Annotated in this window: 15 protein-coding genes and 4 tRNA genes; 11 read left to right on the top strand and 8 right to left on the bottom strand. The window is 70.1% G+C overall.

Translation table 11 applies throughout. From position 1 onward, the window contains the following. The first annotated feature begins 11 nt into the window (after positions 1 to 11). Positions 12 to 911, top strand: coding sequence for a phosphoribosylaminoimidazolesuccinocarboxamide synthase (locus AB0947_RS25490; protein ID WP_366752656.1), 900 nt, complete (start codon positions 12 to 14; stop codon positions 909 to 911). 58 nt (positions 912 to 969) lie between these two features. Here the strand turns inward: AB0947_RS25490 and AB0947_RS25485 are convergent. The 4 genes from AB0947_RS25485 to AB0947_RS25470 form a co-directional block, all read right to left on the bottom strand. Further along, positions 970 to 1,042 (bottom strand) — tRNA-Gly (locus tag AB0947_RS25485). 352 nt (positions 1,043 to 1,394) lie between these two features. After that, positions 1,395 to 1,467 (bottom strand) — tRNA-Gly (locus AB0947_RS25480). A gap of 80 nt (positions 1,468 to 1,547) precedes the next feature. After that, positions 1,548 to 1,619: transfer RNA gene (locus AB0947_RS25475), tRNA-Gly, on the bottom strand. 167 nt (positions 1,620 to 1,786) lie between these two features. Then, positions 1,787 to 2,104: an Lsr2 family protein gene (locus AB0947_RS25470; protein WP_171154906.1), complete on the bottom strand. Its 318-nt coding sequence runs from the start codon at positions 2,102 to 2,104 to the stop codon at positions 1,787 to 1,789. A gap of 311 nt (positions 2,105 to 2,415) precedes the next feature. Between AB0947_RS25470 and purS the strand changes: the two genes are divergently transcribed. The 8 genes from purS to purM all read left to right on the top strand — a co-directional run bounded on the left by purS (position 2,416) and on the right by purM (position 10,280). Beyond that, positions 2,416 to 2,679, top strand: coding sequence for a phosphoribosylformylglycinamidine synthase subunit PurS (purS, locus tag AB0947_RS25465; protein WP_014673609.1), 264 nt, complete (start codon positions 2,416 to 2,418; stop codon positions 2,677 to 2,679). Then, entirely contained in the window at positions 2,676 to 3,356 is a 681-nt protein-coding gene (gene purQ, locus AB0947_RS25460; protein WP_366752655.1) for a phosphoribosylformylglycinamidine synthase subunit PurQ, read from the top strand. Before purS ends, purQ begins: the two co-directional genes overlap by 4 nt. Continuing rightward, positions 3,353 to 5,611, top strand: coding sequence for a phosphoribosylformylglycinamidine synthase subunit PurL (gene purL, locus AB0947_RS25455; RefSeq protein ID WP_366752654.1), 2,259 nt, complete (start codon positions 3,353 to 3,355; stop codon positions 5,609 to 5,611). Before purQ ends, purL begins: the two co-directional genes overlap by 4 nt. 228 nt (positions 5,612 to 5,839) lie before the next feature. Further along, positions 5,840 to 6,121, top strand: a complete 282-nt coding sequence (locus tag AB0947_RS25450) for a hypothetical protein (RefSeq protein WP_366752653.1) — start codon at positions 5,840 to 5,842, stop codon at positions 6,119 to 6,121. 38 nt (positions 6,122 to 6,159) lie between these two features. Continuing rightward, positions 6,160 to 6,957 (top strand): sterol carrier family protein, encoded by a 798-nt coding sequence (locus AB0947_RS25445; RefSeq protein WP_366752652.1) that lies wholly within the window; start codon positions 6,160 to 6,162, stop codon positions 6,955 to 6,957. A 36-nt stretch (positions 6,958 to 6,993) separates the two neighbouring features. After that, positions 6,994 to 7,449 (top strand): META domain-containing protein, encoded by a 456-nt coding sequence (locus AB0947_RS25440; RefSeq protein WP_366752651.1) that lies wholly within the window; start codon positions 6,994 to 6,996, stop codon positions 7,447 to 7,449. 201 nt (positions 7,450 to 7,650) lie between these two features. After that, positions 7,651 to 9,180 (top strand): amidophosphoribosyltransferase, encoded by a 1,530-nt coding sequence (gene purF, locus AB0947_RS25435; protein WP_366752650.1) that lies wholly within the window; start codon positions 7,651 to 7,653, stop codon positions 9,178 to 9,180. A 32-nt stretch (positions 9,181 to 9,212) separates the two neighbouring features. Then, entirely contained in the window at positions 9,213 to 10,280 is a 1,068-nt protein-coding gene (gene purM, locus AB0947_RS25430; protein WP_366752649.1) for a phosphoribosylformylglycinamidine cyclo-ligase, read from the top strand. Positions 10,281 to 10,346: 66 nt separating this feature from the next. On the opposite strand, the gene AB0947_RS25425 is transcribed toward purM, so the two are convergent. Together AB0947_RS25425 and AB0947_RS25420 are read right to left on the bottom strand one after the other, a co-directional pair. Continuing rightward, positions 10,347 to 10,595 carry a DUF3073 domain-containing protein gene (locus tag AB0947_RS25425; protein ID WP_189890681.1) on the bottom strand — a complete coding sequence of 83 codons (249 nt, stop codon included), beginning with the start codon at positions 10,593 to 10,595 and terminating at the stop codon, positions 10,347 to 10,349. A gap of 289 nt (positions 10,596 to 10,884) precedes the next feature. Continuing rightward, positions 10,885 to 11,991, bottom strand: a complete 1,107-nt coding sequence (locus AB0947_RS25420; protein ID WP_366752648.1) for a Glu/Leu/Phe/Val dehydrogenase dimerization domain-containing protein — start codon at positions 11,989 to 11,991, stop codon at positions 10,885 to 10,887. A gap of 200 nt (positions 11,992 to 12,191) precedes the next feature. On the opposite strand from AB0947_RS25420, the gene AB0947_RS25415 reads away from it, so the two are divergent. Continuing rightward, positions 12,192 to 13,034 carry a hypothetical protein gene (locus tag AB0947_RS25415; protein WP_366752647.1) on the top strand — a complete coding sequence of 281 codons (843 nt, stop codon included), beginning with the start codon at positions 12,192 to 12,194 and terminating at the stop codon, positions 13,032 to 13,034. 517 nt (positions 13,035 to 13,551) lie between these two features. Further along, a complete protein-coding gene (gene bldC, locus AB0947_RS25410) occupies positions 13,552 to 13,758 on the top strand; it encodes a developmental transcriptional regulator BldC (RefSeq protein ID WP_003949541.1) in 207 nt (68 codons plus the stop codon). Positions 13,759 to 14,231: 473 nt separating this feature from the next. Here the strand turns inward: bldC and AB0947_RS25405 are convergent, their stop codons facing one another. Both AB0947_RS25405 and AB0947_RS25400 read right to left on the bottom strand, forming a co-directional pair. Next, complete coding sequence (locus AB0947_RS25405) at positions 14,232 to 14,426, bottom strand: DUF6274 family protein (protein WP_366752646.1); 195 nt, start codon at positions 14,424 to 14,426, stop codon at positions 14,232 to 14,234. A gap of 312 nt (positions 14,427 to 14,738) precedes the next feature. Further along, positions 14,739 to 14,813, bottom strand: a tRNA-Asp gene (locus AB0947_RS25400). Positions 14,814 to 14,834 lie beyond the last annotated feature (21 nt).

Below are 14,834 nucleotides of genomic sequence, written 5' to 3'. Positions count from 1 at the left end.
GGGGAGGAACCGTGTCCGGATTCGTAGAAAAGCCCGAGCCGATCGAGGTTCCGGGCCTGGTGCACCTGCACACCGGAAAGGTGCGGGACCTGTACCAGAACGAGGCGGGCGACCTCGTGATGGTCGCCAGCGACCGCATGTCCGCCTACGACTGGGTGCTGCCCACGGAGATCCCCGACAAGGGCCGCGTCCTCACCCAGCTCTCCCTGTGGTGGTTCGACCAGCTCCGCGACCTCGCCAGGAACCACGTCATCAGCACCGAGGTGCCCGAGGGCGCCCCGGCCGACTGGGCGGGCCGCACGCTGGTCTGCAAGTCGCTGAAGATGGTCCCGGTGGAGTGCGTGGCCCGCGGCTACCTCACCGGCTCCGGCCTCGCCGAGTACCAGGAGTCCCGTACGGTCTGCGGCCTCGCCCTCCCCGAAGGCCTCGTCGACGGCTCGGAACTCCCCGCCCCGATCTTCACCCCGGCCACCAAGGCCGAGGTCGGTGAGCACGACGAGAACGTCTCCTACGAGGAGGTGGCCCGCCAGGTCGGCGCCGAGACCGCCGCCCAGCTGCGCCAGGCCACGCTCGCGGTGTACTCGCGCGCCCGGGACATCGCCCGGGACCGGGGGATCATCCTGGCCGACACGAAGTTCGAGTTCGGCTTCGACGGTGACACCCTCGTCCTCGCCGACGAGGTCCTCACCCCGGACTCCTCCCGCTTCTGGCCGGCCGACCGGTGGCAGCCGGGCCGGGCGCAGCCGTCGTACGACAAGCAGTTCGTGCGGGACTGGCTGACCTCGCCGGAGTCCGGCTGGGACCGCAGGAGCGAGCAGCCCCCGCCGGCCCTGCCGGAGGAGGTCGTGGCGTCGACCCGGCGGAAGTACGTGGAGGCGTACGAGCGGCTGACCGGCACCAGCTGGTCGTAGGGCGGGAAGAGCAGGGCATGAAAAAGACCCCGGTCTAGTGGACCGGGGTCTCATCCCGAGCGGACGACGAGGCTCGAACTCGCGACCTCAACCTTGGCAAGGTTGCGCTCTACCAACTGAGCTACGTCCGCGTTGCGCCGTGGCGCGAGAGCAACTATACCCAACCTCGGGCGTGGGTGAGACGCACAGCCGCAGGATGGTTCCCGGCGCCGGCCGTCGTGACCGCCAGGCAGGGCGGGCGGCCCGCCCGGCGATCTGCGCGTCCGGCGCTCCGCCGGCGGCCAACTCGGGCTCAGCGCAGCGGTTCCCCGGTGTGCGGGGTAGCCGAGCCGCCGAGCTCGGGCCGTCCTCGTGGCGACCGGACCGCCGTCAGGGAAACAACAGCCGTACCGCAGTACTCAGGAGGTGACTCCTCTCACATCATCAGAGTCCCTGCCCTGACGACGAAAAGACCCCGGTCCAGTGGACCGGGGTCTTATCCCGAGCGGACGACGAGGCTCGAACTCGCGACCTCAACCTTGGCAAGGTTGCGCTCTACCAACTGAGCTACGTCCGCACTGCTCCCGATCGGCTCCCACCGATCGGTGCGAGCACCAGCCTACCTGATCCACACATGTGGTCGTGTCGGCGGTGCAGAGCGGGTGACAGGAATCGCACACTGCGCCTTCCCCCTGGAAGGGGGATGTTCTACTACTGAACTACACCCGCGCGGTCCTCGGGATCCGGCCTGTCGGCCTCGCCCCTCGGCGTGTCCCAGACATTAGCTGATCAACGGGGGGGTAGCGCAAGTCGGGGCGCCCCGAGGCCCCGTACGCCCCAAGTGCACGGTCCCCAGGGCCGTCTGACGGACCCTGGGGACTCGCCCCTTCGCGGGCTCACTGGGCGGCGCTGAACGCCTCGTAGACCTTCTTCGGGATGCGTCCGCGGGCGGGGACGTCCATCTTGTTGGCCTGGGCCCAGGCGCGGACGGCCGCCGGGTCGGGGGCGACCTCCGTCTGCTTGTACGCCTTGCCGGACCGCGACCGCTTGCGGCCGGCCTCGACGTAGGGCGCGAGCGCCTCGCGGAGTTTCTCGGCGTTGCTTTCGTTCAGGTCGATCTCGTACGACTTGCCGTCGAGTCCGAAGGCGATCGTCTCCGCCGCTTCCGAGCCGTCGATGTCGTCAAAGAGAGTGACCACGACCTTTTGCGCCACGAATAATCGGTCCCTTCGTGCAGCACGTCGTTACAGCTCAACGCCGACGACGTGCCGAGTATCGGCTATTGCCAATTCATTTGTACAGTGCCCGGCAATGCAAAGTGAAGCCCGACTAAATCCGTCCGCGCGTCCGGGTGCAATAGGTGCCGCGGACGGACTGTGGAACTTTCCCAGAACTTTTCACGGGCGTGTGGCTTCGACACCCGATCGTGATGCGCCTCACGTACTTTCCTCCAACTCTACCCGCGTAGAAATTTCGTGCGGGTAGTCTGAAGGAACCTGCTCAGCACCACACACCGGGAGTGCCAGTGGCACGCGTCGTAGTCGACGTCATGCTCAAGCCGGAGATCCTCGACCCCCAGGGCCAGGCGGTCCAGCGTGCGCTGCCGCGCCTGGGTTTCGAGGGGATCTCGGACGTACGTCAGGGAAAGCGTTTCGAACTGGAAGTTGACGGGCCGGTCGACGAGGCCGCGCTCGCCCGCATCCGCGATCTTGCGGAATCCTTCCTCGCGAACACCGTGATCGAGGACTTCACCGTCCGGGTCGATGAAGTCGCGGAGGCGGCCAAGTGACCGCTCGTATTGGCGTCGTCACTTTCCCGGGAAGCCTGGACGACCAGGACACCCGGCGCGCGATCCGTATCGCCGGGGCGGAACCGGTCGCCCTCTGGCACAAGGACAAGGACCTCAAGCAGGTCGACGCCGTCGTGCTGTGCGGCGGTTTCTCCTACGGCGACTACCTGCGGGCCGGCGCCATCGCCCGTCTCTCGCCGGTGATGGAGCCGCTCGTCGAGCAGGCAAGGTCCGGACTGCCGGTCCTCGGCATCTGCAACGGCTTCCAGATCCTCACCGAGGCCCACCTCCTCCCGGGCGCGATGCTCGGCAACGACCACCTCCACTTCATCTGCCGCGACCAGAAGCTGCGGGTGGAGAACGCGGAGACCTCCTGGACCGCCGACTACCGCGCCGGCCAGGAGATCCACATCCCGCTGAAGAACATGGACGGCCGGTACGTCGCCGACGCGTACACGCTCGACAAGCTGGAGGCGGAGGGCCGCGTCGCCTTCCGCTACCTGGACTTCAACCCGAACGGCTCGCTCAACGACATCGCCGGCATCACCAACGAGGCCGGGAACGTCGTCGGCCTCATGCCGCACCCCGAGCACGCCGTCGAGCCGCTGATCGGTACCGGCCGTACCGACGGGCTCCCGTTCTTCACCTCGATCCTCAAGAAGCTGGTCAACGCATGAGCCGGACGCCTCTGGACACGGTCGAGCACGCGGCCGCGACCCCCGACGTCGAGCTGCCCTGGGCCGAACTGGGCCTGAAGAAGGACGAGTACGAGCGGGTGGTGGAGATCCTCGGCCGACGCCCCACCGGTGCCGAGCTCGCCATGTACTCGGTCATGTGGTCCGAGCACTGCTCGTACAAGTCCTCCAAGGTCCACCTGCGCCAGTTCGGCGAGAAGGCGCCGCAGAGCGACGCGCTGCTCGTCGGCATCGGCGAGAACGCCGGTGTGGTGGACGTCGGCCAGGGCTACGCCGTGACCTTCAAGGTCGAGTCGCACAACCACCCGTCGTACGTCGAGCCCTACCAGGGCGCGGCCACGGGTGTCGGCGGCATCGTCCGCGACATCATCGCGATGGGCGCCCGCCCGGTCGCGGTCGTCGACCCGCTCCGCTTCGGCGCGGCGGACCACCCCGACACCAAGCGCGTCCTGCCCGGCGTGGTCGCGGGCATCGGCGGCTACGGCAACTGCCTGGGCCTGCCCAACATCGGCGGCGAGGTCGTCTTCGACGCCTGCTACCAGGGCAACCCGCTGGTCAACGCCGGTGCCATCGGTGTGATGCGGCACGAGGACATCCACCTCGCGAAGGCCTCCGGCGCGGGCAACAAGGTCATCCTCTACGGCGCCCGGACCGGCGGCGACGGCATCGGCGGCGCGTCCATCCTGGCCTCCGAGACCTTCGACGACGCCAAGCCCTCGAAGCGGCCCGCCGTGCAGGTCGGCGACCCCTTCCAGGAGAAGCTGCTGATCGAGTGCACCCTGGAGGCGTTCCGGGAGAAGCTGGTCGTCGGCATCCAGGACCTCGGCGCGGCCGGCCTGTCCTGCGCCACCTCCGAGCTGGCCTCCAACGGCTCCGGCGGCATGCGCGTCACCCTGGACGACGTCCCGCTGCGCGACTCCACGCTCTCGCCCGAGGAGATCCTCATGAGCGAGTCCCAGGAGCGCATGTGCGCCGTCGTGGAGCCGGACAAGGTCGACCGCTTCCTGGAGATCTGCGAGAAGTGGGACGTCATCGCCACCGTCATCGGTGAGGTCACCGACGGCGACCGGCTGGAGATCTTCTGGCACGGCGAGAAGATCGTCGACGTCAACCCGCGCACGGTGGCGCACGAGGGCCCGGTCTACGAGCGCCCCTACGCGCGCCCCGAGTGGCAGGACGCCCTCCAGGCCGACGACGCGAACAAGCTGCCCCGCCCGGAGACGGGTGAGGAGCTGAAGGCGCAGGTCCTGAAGCTGGTCGGTTCGCCGAACCAGGCCTCCAAGAAGTGGATCACCTCCCAGTACGACCATTTCGTGCAGGGCAACACCGTCCTCGCCCAGCCGGAGGACTCCGGCATGATCCGCGTGGACGAGGAGACCGGTCTCGGCGTGGCCATCGCGACGGACGGAAACGGCCGCTACGCCAAGCTGGACCCGTACACGGGCGCCCAGCTGGCCCTGGCCGAGGCCTACCGCAACGTGGCCACCACCGGTGCCAAGCCGCTCGCGGTCTCGGACTGCCTGAACTTCGGCTCGCCCGAGGACCCGGCGGTCATGTGGCAGTTCGCGGAGGCCGTGCGCGGTCTCGCCGACGGCTGCCTGCAGCTCGGCACCCCGGTGACCGGCGGCAACGTCTCGCTGTACAACCAGACCGGCGAGGCCGCCATCCACCCGACCCCGGTGGTCGCCGTGCTCGGCGTGATCGACGACGTCGCCCGCCGCACCCCGGTCGCCTTCCAGGAGGAGGGCCAGCTGATCTACCTCCTCGGTGACACCCGGGAGGAGTTCGGCGGCTCGGCCTGGTCCCAGGTGGTCCACGACCATCTGGGCGGTCTGCCCCCGCAGGTGGACCTGGAGCGCGAGCGCCTGCTGGCCGAGATCCTGATCTCCGCGTCCCGCGACGGCATGATCGACTCCGCGCACGACCTGTCCGACGGCGGTCTGGTGCAGGCCGTGGTGGAGTCCGCGCTGCTCGGCGGCAAGGGCGCGCGTCTGGTCGTACCCGACGGCCTGGACGCGTTCACCTTCCTGTTCTCCGAGTCGGCCGGCCGCGCGATCGTCGCCGTGCCGCGCTCGGAGGAAGTCCGCTTCAACGACATGTGCGGTGCGCGCGGCCTGCCGGCCACCCGTATCGGTGTGGTCGACGGCGACGCGGTCGAGGTGCAGGGCGAGTTCACCCTTCCCCTCGCCGAACTGCGCGAGGCCCACGAGGGCACGATCCCGGCGCTGCTGGCATAGCGCGTCCAGGGGCCACGGCCCCCAGGGGCACGCCGAAGCCCCCGCCCGGAGACACGTCCCGGGCGGGGGCTTCCCGCTGCACCGGGCGCGGGTCCCGGCCCCCTGCCCGGCAAAGGCGCCGCCGGGGCCCGGCAGGCCGGCGGGTGAAGGGTTGGGGAAGCCTCGCCGGCCGCAGGCGTGACCGCGTGCGGCACGGGGAAGAAGTGGCTTGCCAACCCGCCTGTGCGCGTGGGGGAGTCGGGCAGTAGGCGGCCCCCGAAGATCTTCGCCACCGACGAACTGGTCGTCGACCTGGCCACCCGCCCCGCGGGTGGACGCGGCCAGGTCACCGCCCCGGCCTCGTCCGCCCGGTACCCGCTCCTCGACAACGTCGAGGGCATGGCCCTCGGCGCCCCCTGGACATCCGGCCACTACAAAGGCCGGCACCCGCTGTACCCGGTCTCCGACGACAACGACAGCGACGACCGGATCACCCGTCTCCACTCGCTCGCGGTGAGGCTGCGCCCGTGAATCGCGGTGGAGCCGCGTCCCTGACTAGGGTCACCGCCATGCCCACGGCCAAGAAACGCACCAGGACCTACGACCCCGCCAAGACCCGTACGGCGGTCCTCGCCCAGCTCACCCACGTGCGGGACGCCGTCCGCACCCTCGGCCCCGACCAGCTCGGCCTCCCCACCCGGCTCGACGCCTGGACCGTACGGGACCTGATCGCACACATCGGCATGGCCGGCACCGCCGTCCAGCGGGCCCTGGAGCGGCCCGCCCCGCCCCGGCAGACCGTGACCGTGGTCGAGTGGGCGTTCTCCACCGGGTCGCGCGCCGGTGCCATCGCCGACCACACCCGGGGTCTGACCGCCGCCCACCCCGACCCCGGCGCCCACCTCGCCGACGTCGACCGGAGCCTGCGCGCCCTGCTGGACGAGCATCCCGGCAGCCGGCTGCTGGACACCAGCGCGGGCGCCCTGCCGCTGGACGACTACCTCGTCACCCGCGCCGTCGAACTCGTCGTCCACACCGACGACCTGAACGATGCCGTCCCCGGACTTCAGGTGCCGTACGACCGGCAGGCCCTGGCCGCCGCCACCCGGCTGCTCGCCGACGCCCTCGCGCTGAAGGCCCCCGGCGGCTCCACCGAGGTGCGGGTGCCGCCGTTCGCGGTCGTGCAGTGCGTCGAGGGCCCCCGGCACACCCGGGGCACCCCGCCCAACGTCGTGGAGACCGACCCGCTGACCTGGATCCGGCTCGCCACCGGCCGTACGGCCTGGGCCGACGCGCTGGCCGCCGCCAAGGTGAGCGCGAGCGGGGAGCGGGCGGACATCGGGGGACTGCTGCCGGTCATGGCGTAACCGGAACCGGGGCCCGCCCGGGTACGTCGAACCAGCATGAACCGGTACAAGCAGCGCGTGACCCTGGCGGTGGCCGCCGTGCTTCTCCCGTTCACGGTGGCCTGTGGCGGCGAGAAGGCGGAGAGTGGAGCGGTGAGCGTCCAGCAGCCGGTGACCGGGATCGACTGGCGGGTCGACGGCATCACCGTCGGCGCCACCACCCGGCACGCGCCCGCCTCCGCCCGCCTGCGCATCGACGAGGACGGCAAGGCGGGCGGCAACCTGGGCTGCAACCACTTCAGCGCCCGCGCCACCGTACGCGGGGACCGCATCACCCTCGGCGACCTGCGCACGACCAGGATGGCCTGCGGCGAGGAGCGCATGGACTTCGAACGCGCCCTCGCGCGCATCCTCACCACCGGCACGCTCACCGCCAAGGCGGACGACGGCAAGGCGACGCTCACCGACGGCGACGGCGACCGCGTCCATCTCAGCCGGAGTGCCGCCGGATGATGTGCGACACCTCACTCAGGAAGACGGCGAAGACGCCCGTGACCGGCCCGTAGGGCCCGCCCGGAGCCCTCGGCCACCGGTGAAGAAGGGGTCTGACCAGGGAAAACTGGGAATCCCCCAAGGTGATCCCGACCGGCCGGACCGTTATGGGCGCGCATCCCCAATTCGGACCAGTGGTCGACCTCGCCTACACTCGGTTGCGTGCCACGTGGTGACGGTCGACTCAATCACGATCTGCTTCCCGGCGAGAAGGGCCCCCAGGACGCTTGCGGCGTCTTCGGCGTCTGGGCTCCGGGTGAAGAGGTCGCAAAGCTCACGTACTTCGGGCTCTACGCCCTCCAGCACCGGGGTCAGGAATCCGCGGGAATCGCGGTCAGCAACGGCTCCCAGATCCTCGTCTTCAAGGACATGGGCCTGGTCTCCCAGGTCTTCGACGAGACCTCGCTCGGTTCGCTCCAGGGTCACATCGCGGTCGGACACGCCCGCTACTCGACCACCGGCGCCTCCGTGTGGGAGAACGCCCAGCCGACGTTCCGTGCCACCGCGCACGGTTCGATCGCGCTCGGACACAACGGCAACCTGGTCAACACGGCGCAGCTCGCCGAGATGGTCGCCGACCTGCCCAACGACAACAACAGCCGCTCCACCCGGGTCGCGGCCACCAACGACACCGACCTGCTGACGGCCCTGCTGGCCGCCCAGGTCGACGAGGACGGCAAGCCGCTGACCATCGAGGAGGCCGCCCACGCGGTGCTCCCCAAGGTCAAGGGCGCCTTCTCGCTCGTCTTCATGGACGAGCACACCCTCTACGCCGCCCGTGACCCGCAGGGCGTCCGCCCGCTGGTCCTCGGCCGGCTGGAGCGCGGCTGGGTGGTCGCCTCCGAGACCGCCGCGCTGGACATCACCGGCGCCAGCTTCGTCCGCGAGATCGAGCCGGGCGAGTTCGTCGCCATCGACGAGAACGGCCTGCGCAGCTCCCGATTCGCGGAAGCGAAGCCCAAGGGCTGTGTCTTCGAGTACGTGTACCTGGCCCGCCCGGACACCGACATCGCCGGCCGGAACGTCTACCTCTCCCGCGTGGAGATGGGCCGCCGGCTGGCCAAGGAAGCCCCTGTAGAGGCCGACCTGGTCATAGCGACCCCGGAGTCCGGCACTCCGGCCGCCATCGGCTACGCGGAGGCCTCCGGCATCCCCTTCGGCGCGGGTCTCGTGAAGAACGCCTACGTCGGGCGCACGTTCATCCAGCCCTCGCAGACCATCCGCCAGCTGGGCATCCGGCTGAAGCTGAACCCGCTGAAGGAAGTCATCAAGGGCAAGCGCCTGGTCGTCGTCGACGACTCGATCGTGCGCGGCAACACCCAGCGGGCCCTGGTCCGCATGCTCCGCGAGGCCGGCGCCGCCGAGGTCCACATCCGGATCTCCTCCCCGCCCGTGAAGTGGCCCTGCTTCTTCGGCATCGACTTCGCCACCCGCGCGGAACTGATCGCCAACGGCATGACCATCGAGGAGATCGGCACCAGCCTCGGCGCCGACTCCCTGGCCTACATCTCCATCGACGGCATGATCGAGGCGACCACGATCGCCAAGCCGAACCTGTGCCGCGCCTGCTTCGACGGCGAGTACCCGATGGAGCTGCCGGACCCGGAGCTGCTCGGCAAGCAGCTGCTGGAGACCGAGCTGGCTGCCGGTCCGGCCGCCACCGCGGCGACCGACGCGATCCGCCGCCCGTAAGTTCTGCCGTACGACACGAAGGTTCTCACCCCATGTCTGAGACGACTGGTGCCAGCTACGCAGCCGCGGGCGTCGACATCGAAGCGGGAGACCGCGCCGTAGAGCTCATGAAGGAGTGGGTGAAGAAGACCCAGCGCCCCGAGGTGCTGGGCGGCCTCGGCGGCTTCGCCGGGCTCTTCGACGCCTCCGCCCTCAAGCGCTACGAGCGCCCGCTCCTCGCCTCCGCCACGGACGGCGTCGGCACGAAGGTCGACATCGCGCGCCGGATGGGCGTCTACGACACCATCGGCCACGACCTGGTCGCCATGGTCATGGACGACATCGTGGTGTGCGGCGCCGAGCCGCTGTTCATGACCGACTACATCTGCGTCGGCAAGGTGCACCCCGAGCGTGTCGCGGCCATCGTCAAGGGCATCGCGGAGGGCTGTGTGCTGGCCGGGTGCGCCCTGGTGGGCGGTGAGACGGCCGAACACCCGGGCCTGCTGGGCGAGGACGACTTCGACGTCGCCGGCGCCGGTACGGGCGTCGTGGAGGCCGACCGGCTGCTCGGCGCGGATCGCATCCGCACGGGTGACGCCGTGATCGCCATGGCGTCCTCCGGGCTCCACTCGAACGGGTACTCCCTGGTCCGCCACGTGCTGCTGAACACGGCGGGGCTGGCCCTGGAGTCGGAGGTGGCCGAGCTGGGCCGCACCCTCGGCGAGGAGCTGCTGGAGCCCACGAAGATCTACTCGCTGGACTGCCTGGCACTGACCCGCACGGCCGAGGTGCACGCCTTCAGCCACATCACCGGTGGCGGGCTCGCCGCGAACCTGGCCCGCGTCATCCCGGACGGGCTGCACGCCGTCGTCGACCGCTCCACCTGGGCCCCGGGCGCGATCTTCGACCTGGTCGGGACGACCGGGAACGTGGAACGCCTGGAGCTGGAGAAGACCCTCAACATGGGCGTCGGCATGATCGCGATCGTCCCGGAGGAGTCCGCGGAGGTCGCCCTCGCGACGCTGGCCGACCGGGGCGTCGACGCCTGGGTCGCCGGTGAGATCACCGAGCGGGGCGAGAAGACGACCGGCGCGGAGCTGGTGGGGGACTACGCCGTCTGACCCGGCGGACAGCACAAGAGCCGGTCGGTGGCTGTGCCACCGACCGGACTGGTGCTCAGTGCAAGGTCAAGCGCCTCGACGGTGCTGTGCGGGACCTTCGTCCTCGTCCTCGTCGTCCTCATAGAGGTCGGCGTAGCGAGAGTACAGGTCGTCGTCGTCTTGCTCATCGTCCGTGAAACGGTCGCCGTTCGGCGACTGGTTCGACGTCGATGCGCCCAGCTCCTCGGCCAGGCGTGACAGGTCCGTCCCGCCGCTGTTGTACTTCAGCTGGCGGGCGACCTTCGTCTGCTTGGCCTTGGCCCGGCCGCGCCCCATGGCTCGACCCCCTCAACGACGGGGCTCGACGGCCCCAGAGTCTGACACGCGTTCATGATCTGGAACGGACTCTCAGGGAGAGGCCGGTCCGTAGGGCTTCCACGGTACCTGAGCCCGCGCCCATACGGTACGTCGCCCGCAGCACGCGCGTCTGCCCAGGACCTTCGAGGCGCCCTGTCCTCGCTGGTCAGTGGCGATTTTAACCACTTATCGGGGAACGACCCGCCGGTGGGAGTGAGAGTTCTCTCGAAGTTCCTGCCGACGGGTACCGCTCATGTGTGCGATCGGCTCAGTGCGCGGCGCGGACCGCGCGGGCGTCGGCCATCCGCTGCTCGGCGATCCGGTCGGCCGCGGCGGCCGGCGGAATGCCGTCTTCCTTCGCACGTGCGAATATGGCCAGCGTGGTGTCGAAGATCTTCGCCGCCTTCGCCCTGCACCGGTCGAAGTCGAACCCGTGCAGCTCGTCGGCCACCTGGATCACCCCGCCGGCGTTCACCACGTAGTCCGGCGCGTAGAGGATCCCGCGGTCGGCGAGGTCCTTCTCCACGCCCGGGTGGGCCAGCTGGTTGTTGGCCGCACCGCAGACCACCCTGGCCGTGAGCACCGGGACGCTGTCGTCGTTCAGGGCGCCGCCGAGGGCGCAGGGGGCGTAGATGTCGAGCCCCTCGACCCGGATCAGGTCCTCGGTGGTGGCGACGGCCGTCACCCCGGCGGGGTACTGCTCCAGGAGACGCTGGACGGCGTCCACGCGCACGTCCGTGATCACGACCTCGGCGCCCTCGTCCCGCAGGTGCTTCACCAGGTGGTGGCCGACCTTGCCGACGCCGGCGATGCCGACCTTGCGGCCGCGCAGGGAGGGGTCCCCCCACAGGTGCTGGGCGGAGGCGCGCATGCCCTGGTAGACCCCGAAGGCGGTGAGCACCGAGGAGTCGCCGGCGCCGCCGTTCTCGGGGGAGCGGCCGGTGGTCCAGCGGCACTCGCGGGCCACCACGTCCATGTCGGCGACGTACGTGCCGACGTCGCACGCGGTGACGTAGCGGCCGCCGAGCGAGGCGACCATGCGGCCGTAGGCGAGGAGCAGCTCCTCGGTCTTGTCGCGCTCCGGATGGCCGATGATCACGGCCTTGCCGCCGCCGTGGCCGAGCCCGGCCATGGCGTTCTTGTACGACATGCCGCGCGCGAGGTTGAGGGCGTCCGCGACGGCCTCGGCCTCGGTCGCGTACGGGTAGAAGCGCGTGCCGCCGAGGGCGGGGCCCAGGGCGGTGGAGTGGATGGCGATCACGGCCTTGAGGCCGCTGGCGCGGTCCTGGCAGAGCACGACCTGCTCATGGCCGCCCTGGTCCGAGTGGAACAGGGTGTGCAGGACATCAGCAGGCGCGCCGGTTACGTCGGTCACTGTGGTGACTCCTGTGTACTAGCGGCGAGTGGGGTTCGGTCCCCGTACGGGTGGCGGGAAACCGTGGCATGAGCGTAGAGCCTCGGTTCCCTCACCGTCCGCGCAGTGTTCAGGATCACTCTCCGGGGCCCGCTGTGCACGTATGGGCGTGGCACGATTTGCAGTGGTTTCGAGCCGGGTCCGCTGGGGAGGGAGCAGGCGTGCCGAAGGTGTCCTCCGTGGTCGTCCCCTATGCCGCGTACCTGCGCGTGTACGAGCCGCTCGGCGCCTTCCCGGAGCCGGAGCGCGCTCACTGGGCGCGCTACGCCCGCCGCTCCGACCGCCCCTCCTACCAGGACGAGCTGCGCCGCTCCCTGGCCGGCCTGCTGCCGGTCCCGCCGATCGCGGTGCCGGTGCACGAGAGCGGCGACGCCTTCGTGCTGGAGGTCGACGGGGTGGTCTGCGTGTGCCCCTGGCGGACCCGGCTGCGGGGCTGGCAGGCCCTGGAGGAGCTGGCCGGGGAGCTGCCCCCGCCGGTGCTGGACGCGGTGCTGCCGCCGGTGGTGCGCCGGCAGGCCGCCCAGGACTACGAGCGCTGGCTCGCCCGCAACCCGGACGCCCGCCCGTGGATCCGCACGGCGACCTGGCAGGTGCCGCTGAACTGGTTCGTGCTGGTCTCGGACGAGGAGCGGCGGTACGACAAGGGGACCGCCGACGTGCCCCCGGTGCTGCGCTACCGCACGCCGATGGTGCAGGCCCGGCGCCGGGTGGCGCGGGCGCTGCGCACGCTGAAGGACGCCGTCGAGGAGGGCCCGCTGATCGACGGCCTGGTGGACGTCGGCCGCTGGCTGGAGGAGTTCCACCCGCGCTCGCTGGTGGAGCTGGACTACGGCGGCCTGGTGCACGTGCTGCCGGCCGGCGAGCTGGAGGGCGACCACTCGGCGGCGGACGTGGCGGCCGGGATCGAGGCGCTGCGCCGGGGTGACGGGGCGGCGGCCGGCGAGGCGTACGGGCGCCTCGTGGAGCGGTGGCGGGCGGTACGGGACCGGCGCTCCGCGAACTGAGTGACGTACGTCACGGTCAAATGGGTGACCGAGGACGTACGTTCTACTCTCCTGGACATCTGACGGGGCGTCGGCCCCGATCTGGACGTATGTCTCAAGGGTGATGGACGGCACTTAACCGGCCCTTGCGCCTCTTGGCACCCCTCGTGCCAAAATAGGACAAGGGGTCCGGGGAGGACTCCTTCCGCCCAACTGTGCTCCATGATGGGCGGATTCTCAGCATTGCACGCTTTGGGGGGTCTGGTGACCTCTGATCGTCCTGTGACTGATCGTCACAGTGGCGTGACTGTCCGCTATGGCATGGTCCATCGGCTTCCGTCGCTGATGAACACCTGGGAGGGCAATTCCATCGGTTTGGCCGACGCGGCTGGACAGATGGTGTAGTTGTAGTGCCGAGGACAAGCCGTTCGTCCTATAACCGACTCGACTCGCGTCCGCCATTTCGGGCAACGCGGGTCAAGGTGCAGAATTTAGAGGAAAGAACCGAGAAGGTTCGGTTCTCCCGAGGAGGCCGCTCATGACCGCTCGCACCCCTGATGCCGAGCCGCTGCTGACCCCGGCTGAGGTCGCCACCATGTTCCGCGTCGACCCCAAGACGGTCACGCGGTGGGCGAAGGCCGGCAAGCTCACGTCCATCCGTACGCTCGGCGGGCACCGCCGTTACCGCGAGGCCGAGGTCCGCGCGCTGCTCGCGGGCATCCCGCAGCAGCGCAGCGAGGCCTGAACAACTCCATAACCGGGCAAGACGGTCGGTTCCCCCAACTGGCCGAGGCGCCCGAACCCTGGCTCCAAGCGACGCGGGACCTGCCCCAACAGGTCCCTCGCCCAGGCCGAAGAGAACGTCATAGGCAAGCGACACAGGGTGCGTCGTCGATCGCGCTGGACTCCGCCGAGTCCAGCGCGATCTTTTTTGTGCGCAGGTCGGGGGTATGGGCGGCGCTTGTGAGCGTCCTTGTCGGAGTCTGGGGAGGGGTGTCGGAACGACTGTGTGCGACCTCTGAGGGTGGTGCAATTGCACATATTAAATTGACCCGTTGTATGACAGGGGTAAGTACCGCTGTTTCAAAAACTCATGCGGTGACTCCCGTCACACGCCCGGACGCTTGTTGCCCGCGGCCCGCATGCGTTAGAGGAGCGTCCGTGCGGGGTGCGCGCCCCAGACTCCCACGCCCGTAAGGAGGTTGGGGCCGGCGGGGGTCAGACGCGAGGGGTGGCCTCGCCGTCCTCGGTGGCCTCCTGCCCGGCCTCCCGGGCCTGCGGGGCGGCGTCCATCGCCAGCCGCAGCAGGCGGTGGCAGATCGGACAGTGGCGGGTGAGGTGCCCGTAGGACGAGGCGGCCGACAGATGCGCCCTCAGGAGCGCCCGCGTCTCGTGCCTGACCGACGCCGCCATACGCCACCTCCGGGGCCGTGCAGAGGGAACGAGCCCTGCTCCCTGAGTACCGGCGGAATGTGACGCCGTCAAGACGACGGGGGCTCCCCCGGTTCGGTTGGGTTGTGGAGCGTTGGTGCGGGGGAGGCGCCCCTGGGGGCCGCCTCAGCCCCCCAACGGCCCTGCCGGGCCTTGTCCTCGGACGCCGGACGGACTGGTTCCCCCGGCCGGCGACACGACCGAGGCCCGCTCTCCCTCGCGGGATGCGGGCCTCTGGCTCGGGTACGACCGAGGCCCGCTCTCCCTTGCGGGATGCGGGCCTCAGAGGTTGTGCGGTCCTGACGGGATTTGAACCCGCGGCCTCCACCTTGACAGGGTGGCGAGCACTCCAAACTGCTCCACAGGACCTTGCTCGCGGCGCTTTTTCCT

The organism is Streptomyces sp. NPDC047841 (assembly GCF_040704085.1).
GTDB lineage: Bacteria > Actinomycetota > Actinomycetes > Streptomycetales > Streptomycetaceae > Streptomyces > Streptomyces argyrophylli.
Note: the sequence above shows the minus strand (reverse complement) of the source record. Positions and strands in the feature narration are given on the sequence as shown.

Coding starts and splice junctions, on each gene's coding strand:
- purL (WP_366752654.1), top strand. CDS start 3,353: ATGAGCCGGACGCCTCTGGACACGGTCGAGCACGCGGCCGCGACCCCC.
- AB0947_RS25445 (WP_366752652.1), top strand. CDS start 6,160: ATGCCCACGGCCAAGAAACGCACCAGGACCTACGACCCCGCCAAGACC.
- AB0947_RS25440 (WP_366752651.1), top strand. CDS start 6,994: ATGAACCGGTACAAGCAGCGCGTGACCCTGGCGGTGGCCGCCGTGCTT.
- purM (WP_366752649.1), top strand. CDS start 9,213: ATGTCTGAGACGACTGGTGCCAGCTACGCAGCCGCGGGCGTCGACATC.
- AB0947_RS25425 (WP_189890681.1), bottom strand. CDS start 10,595: ATGGGGCGCGGCCGGGCCAAGGCCAAGCAGACGAAGGTCGCCCGCCAG.
- bldC (WP_003949541.1), top strand. CDS start 13,552: ATGACCGCTCGCACCCCTGATGCCGAGCCGCTGCTGACCCCGGCTGAG.
- AB0947_RS25405 (WP_366752646.1), bottom strand. CDS start 14,426: ATGGCGGCGTCGGTCAGGCACGAGACGCGGGCGCTCCTGAGGGCGCAT.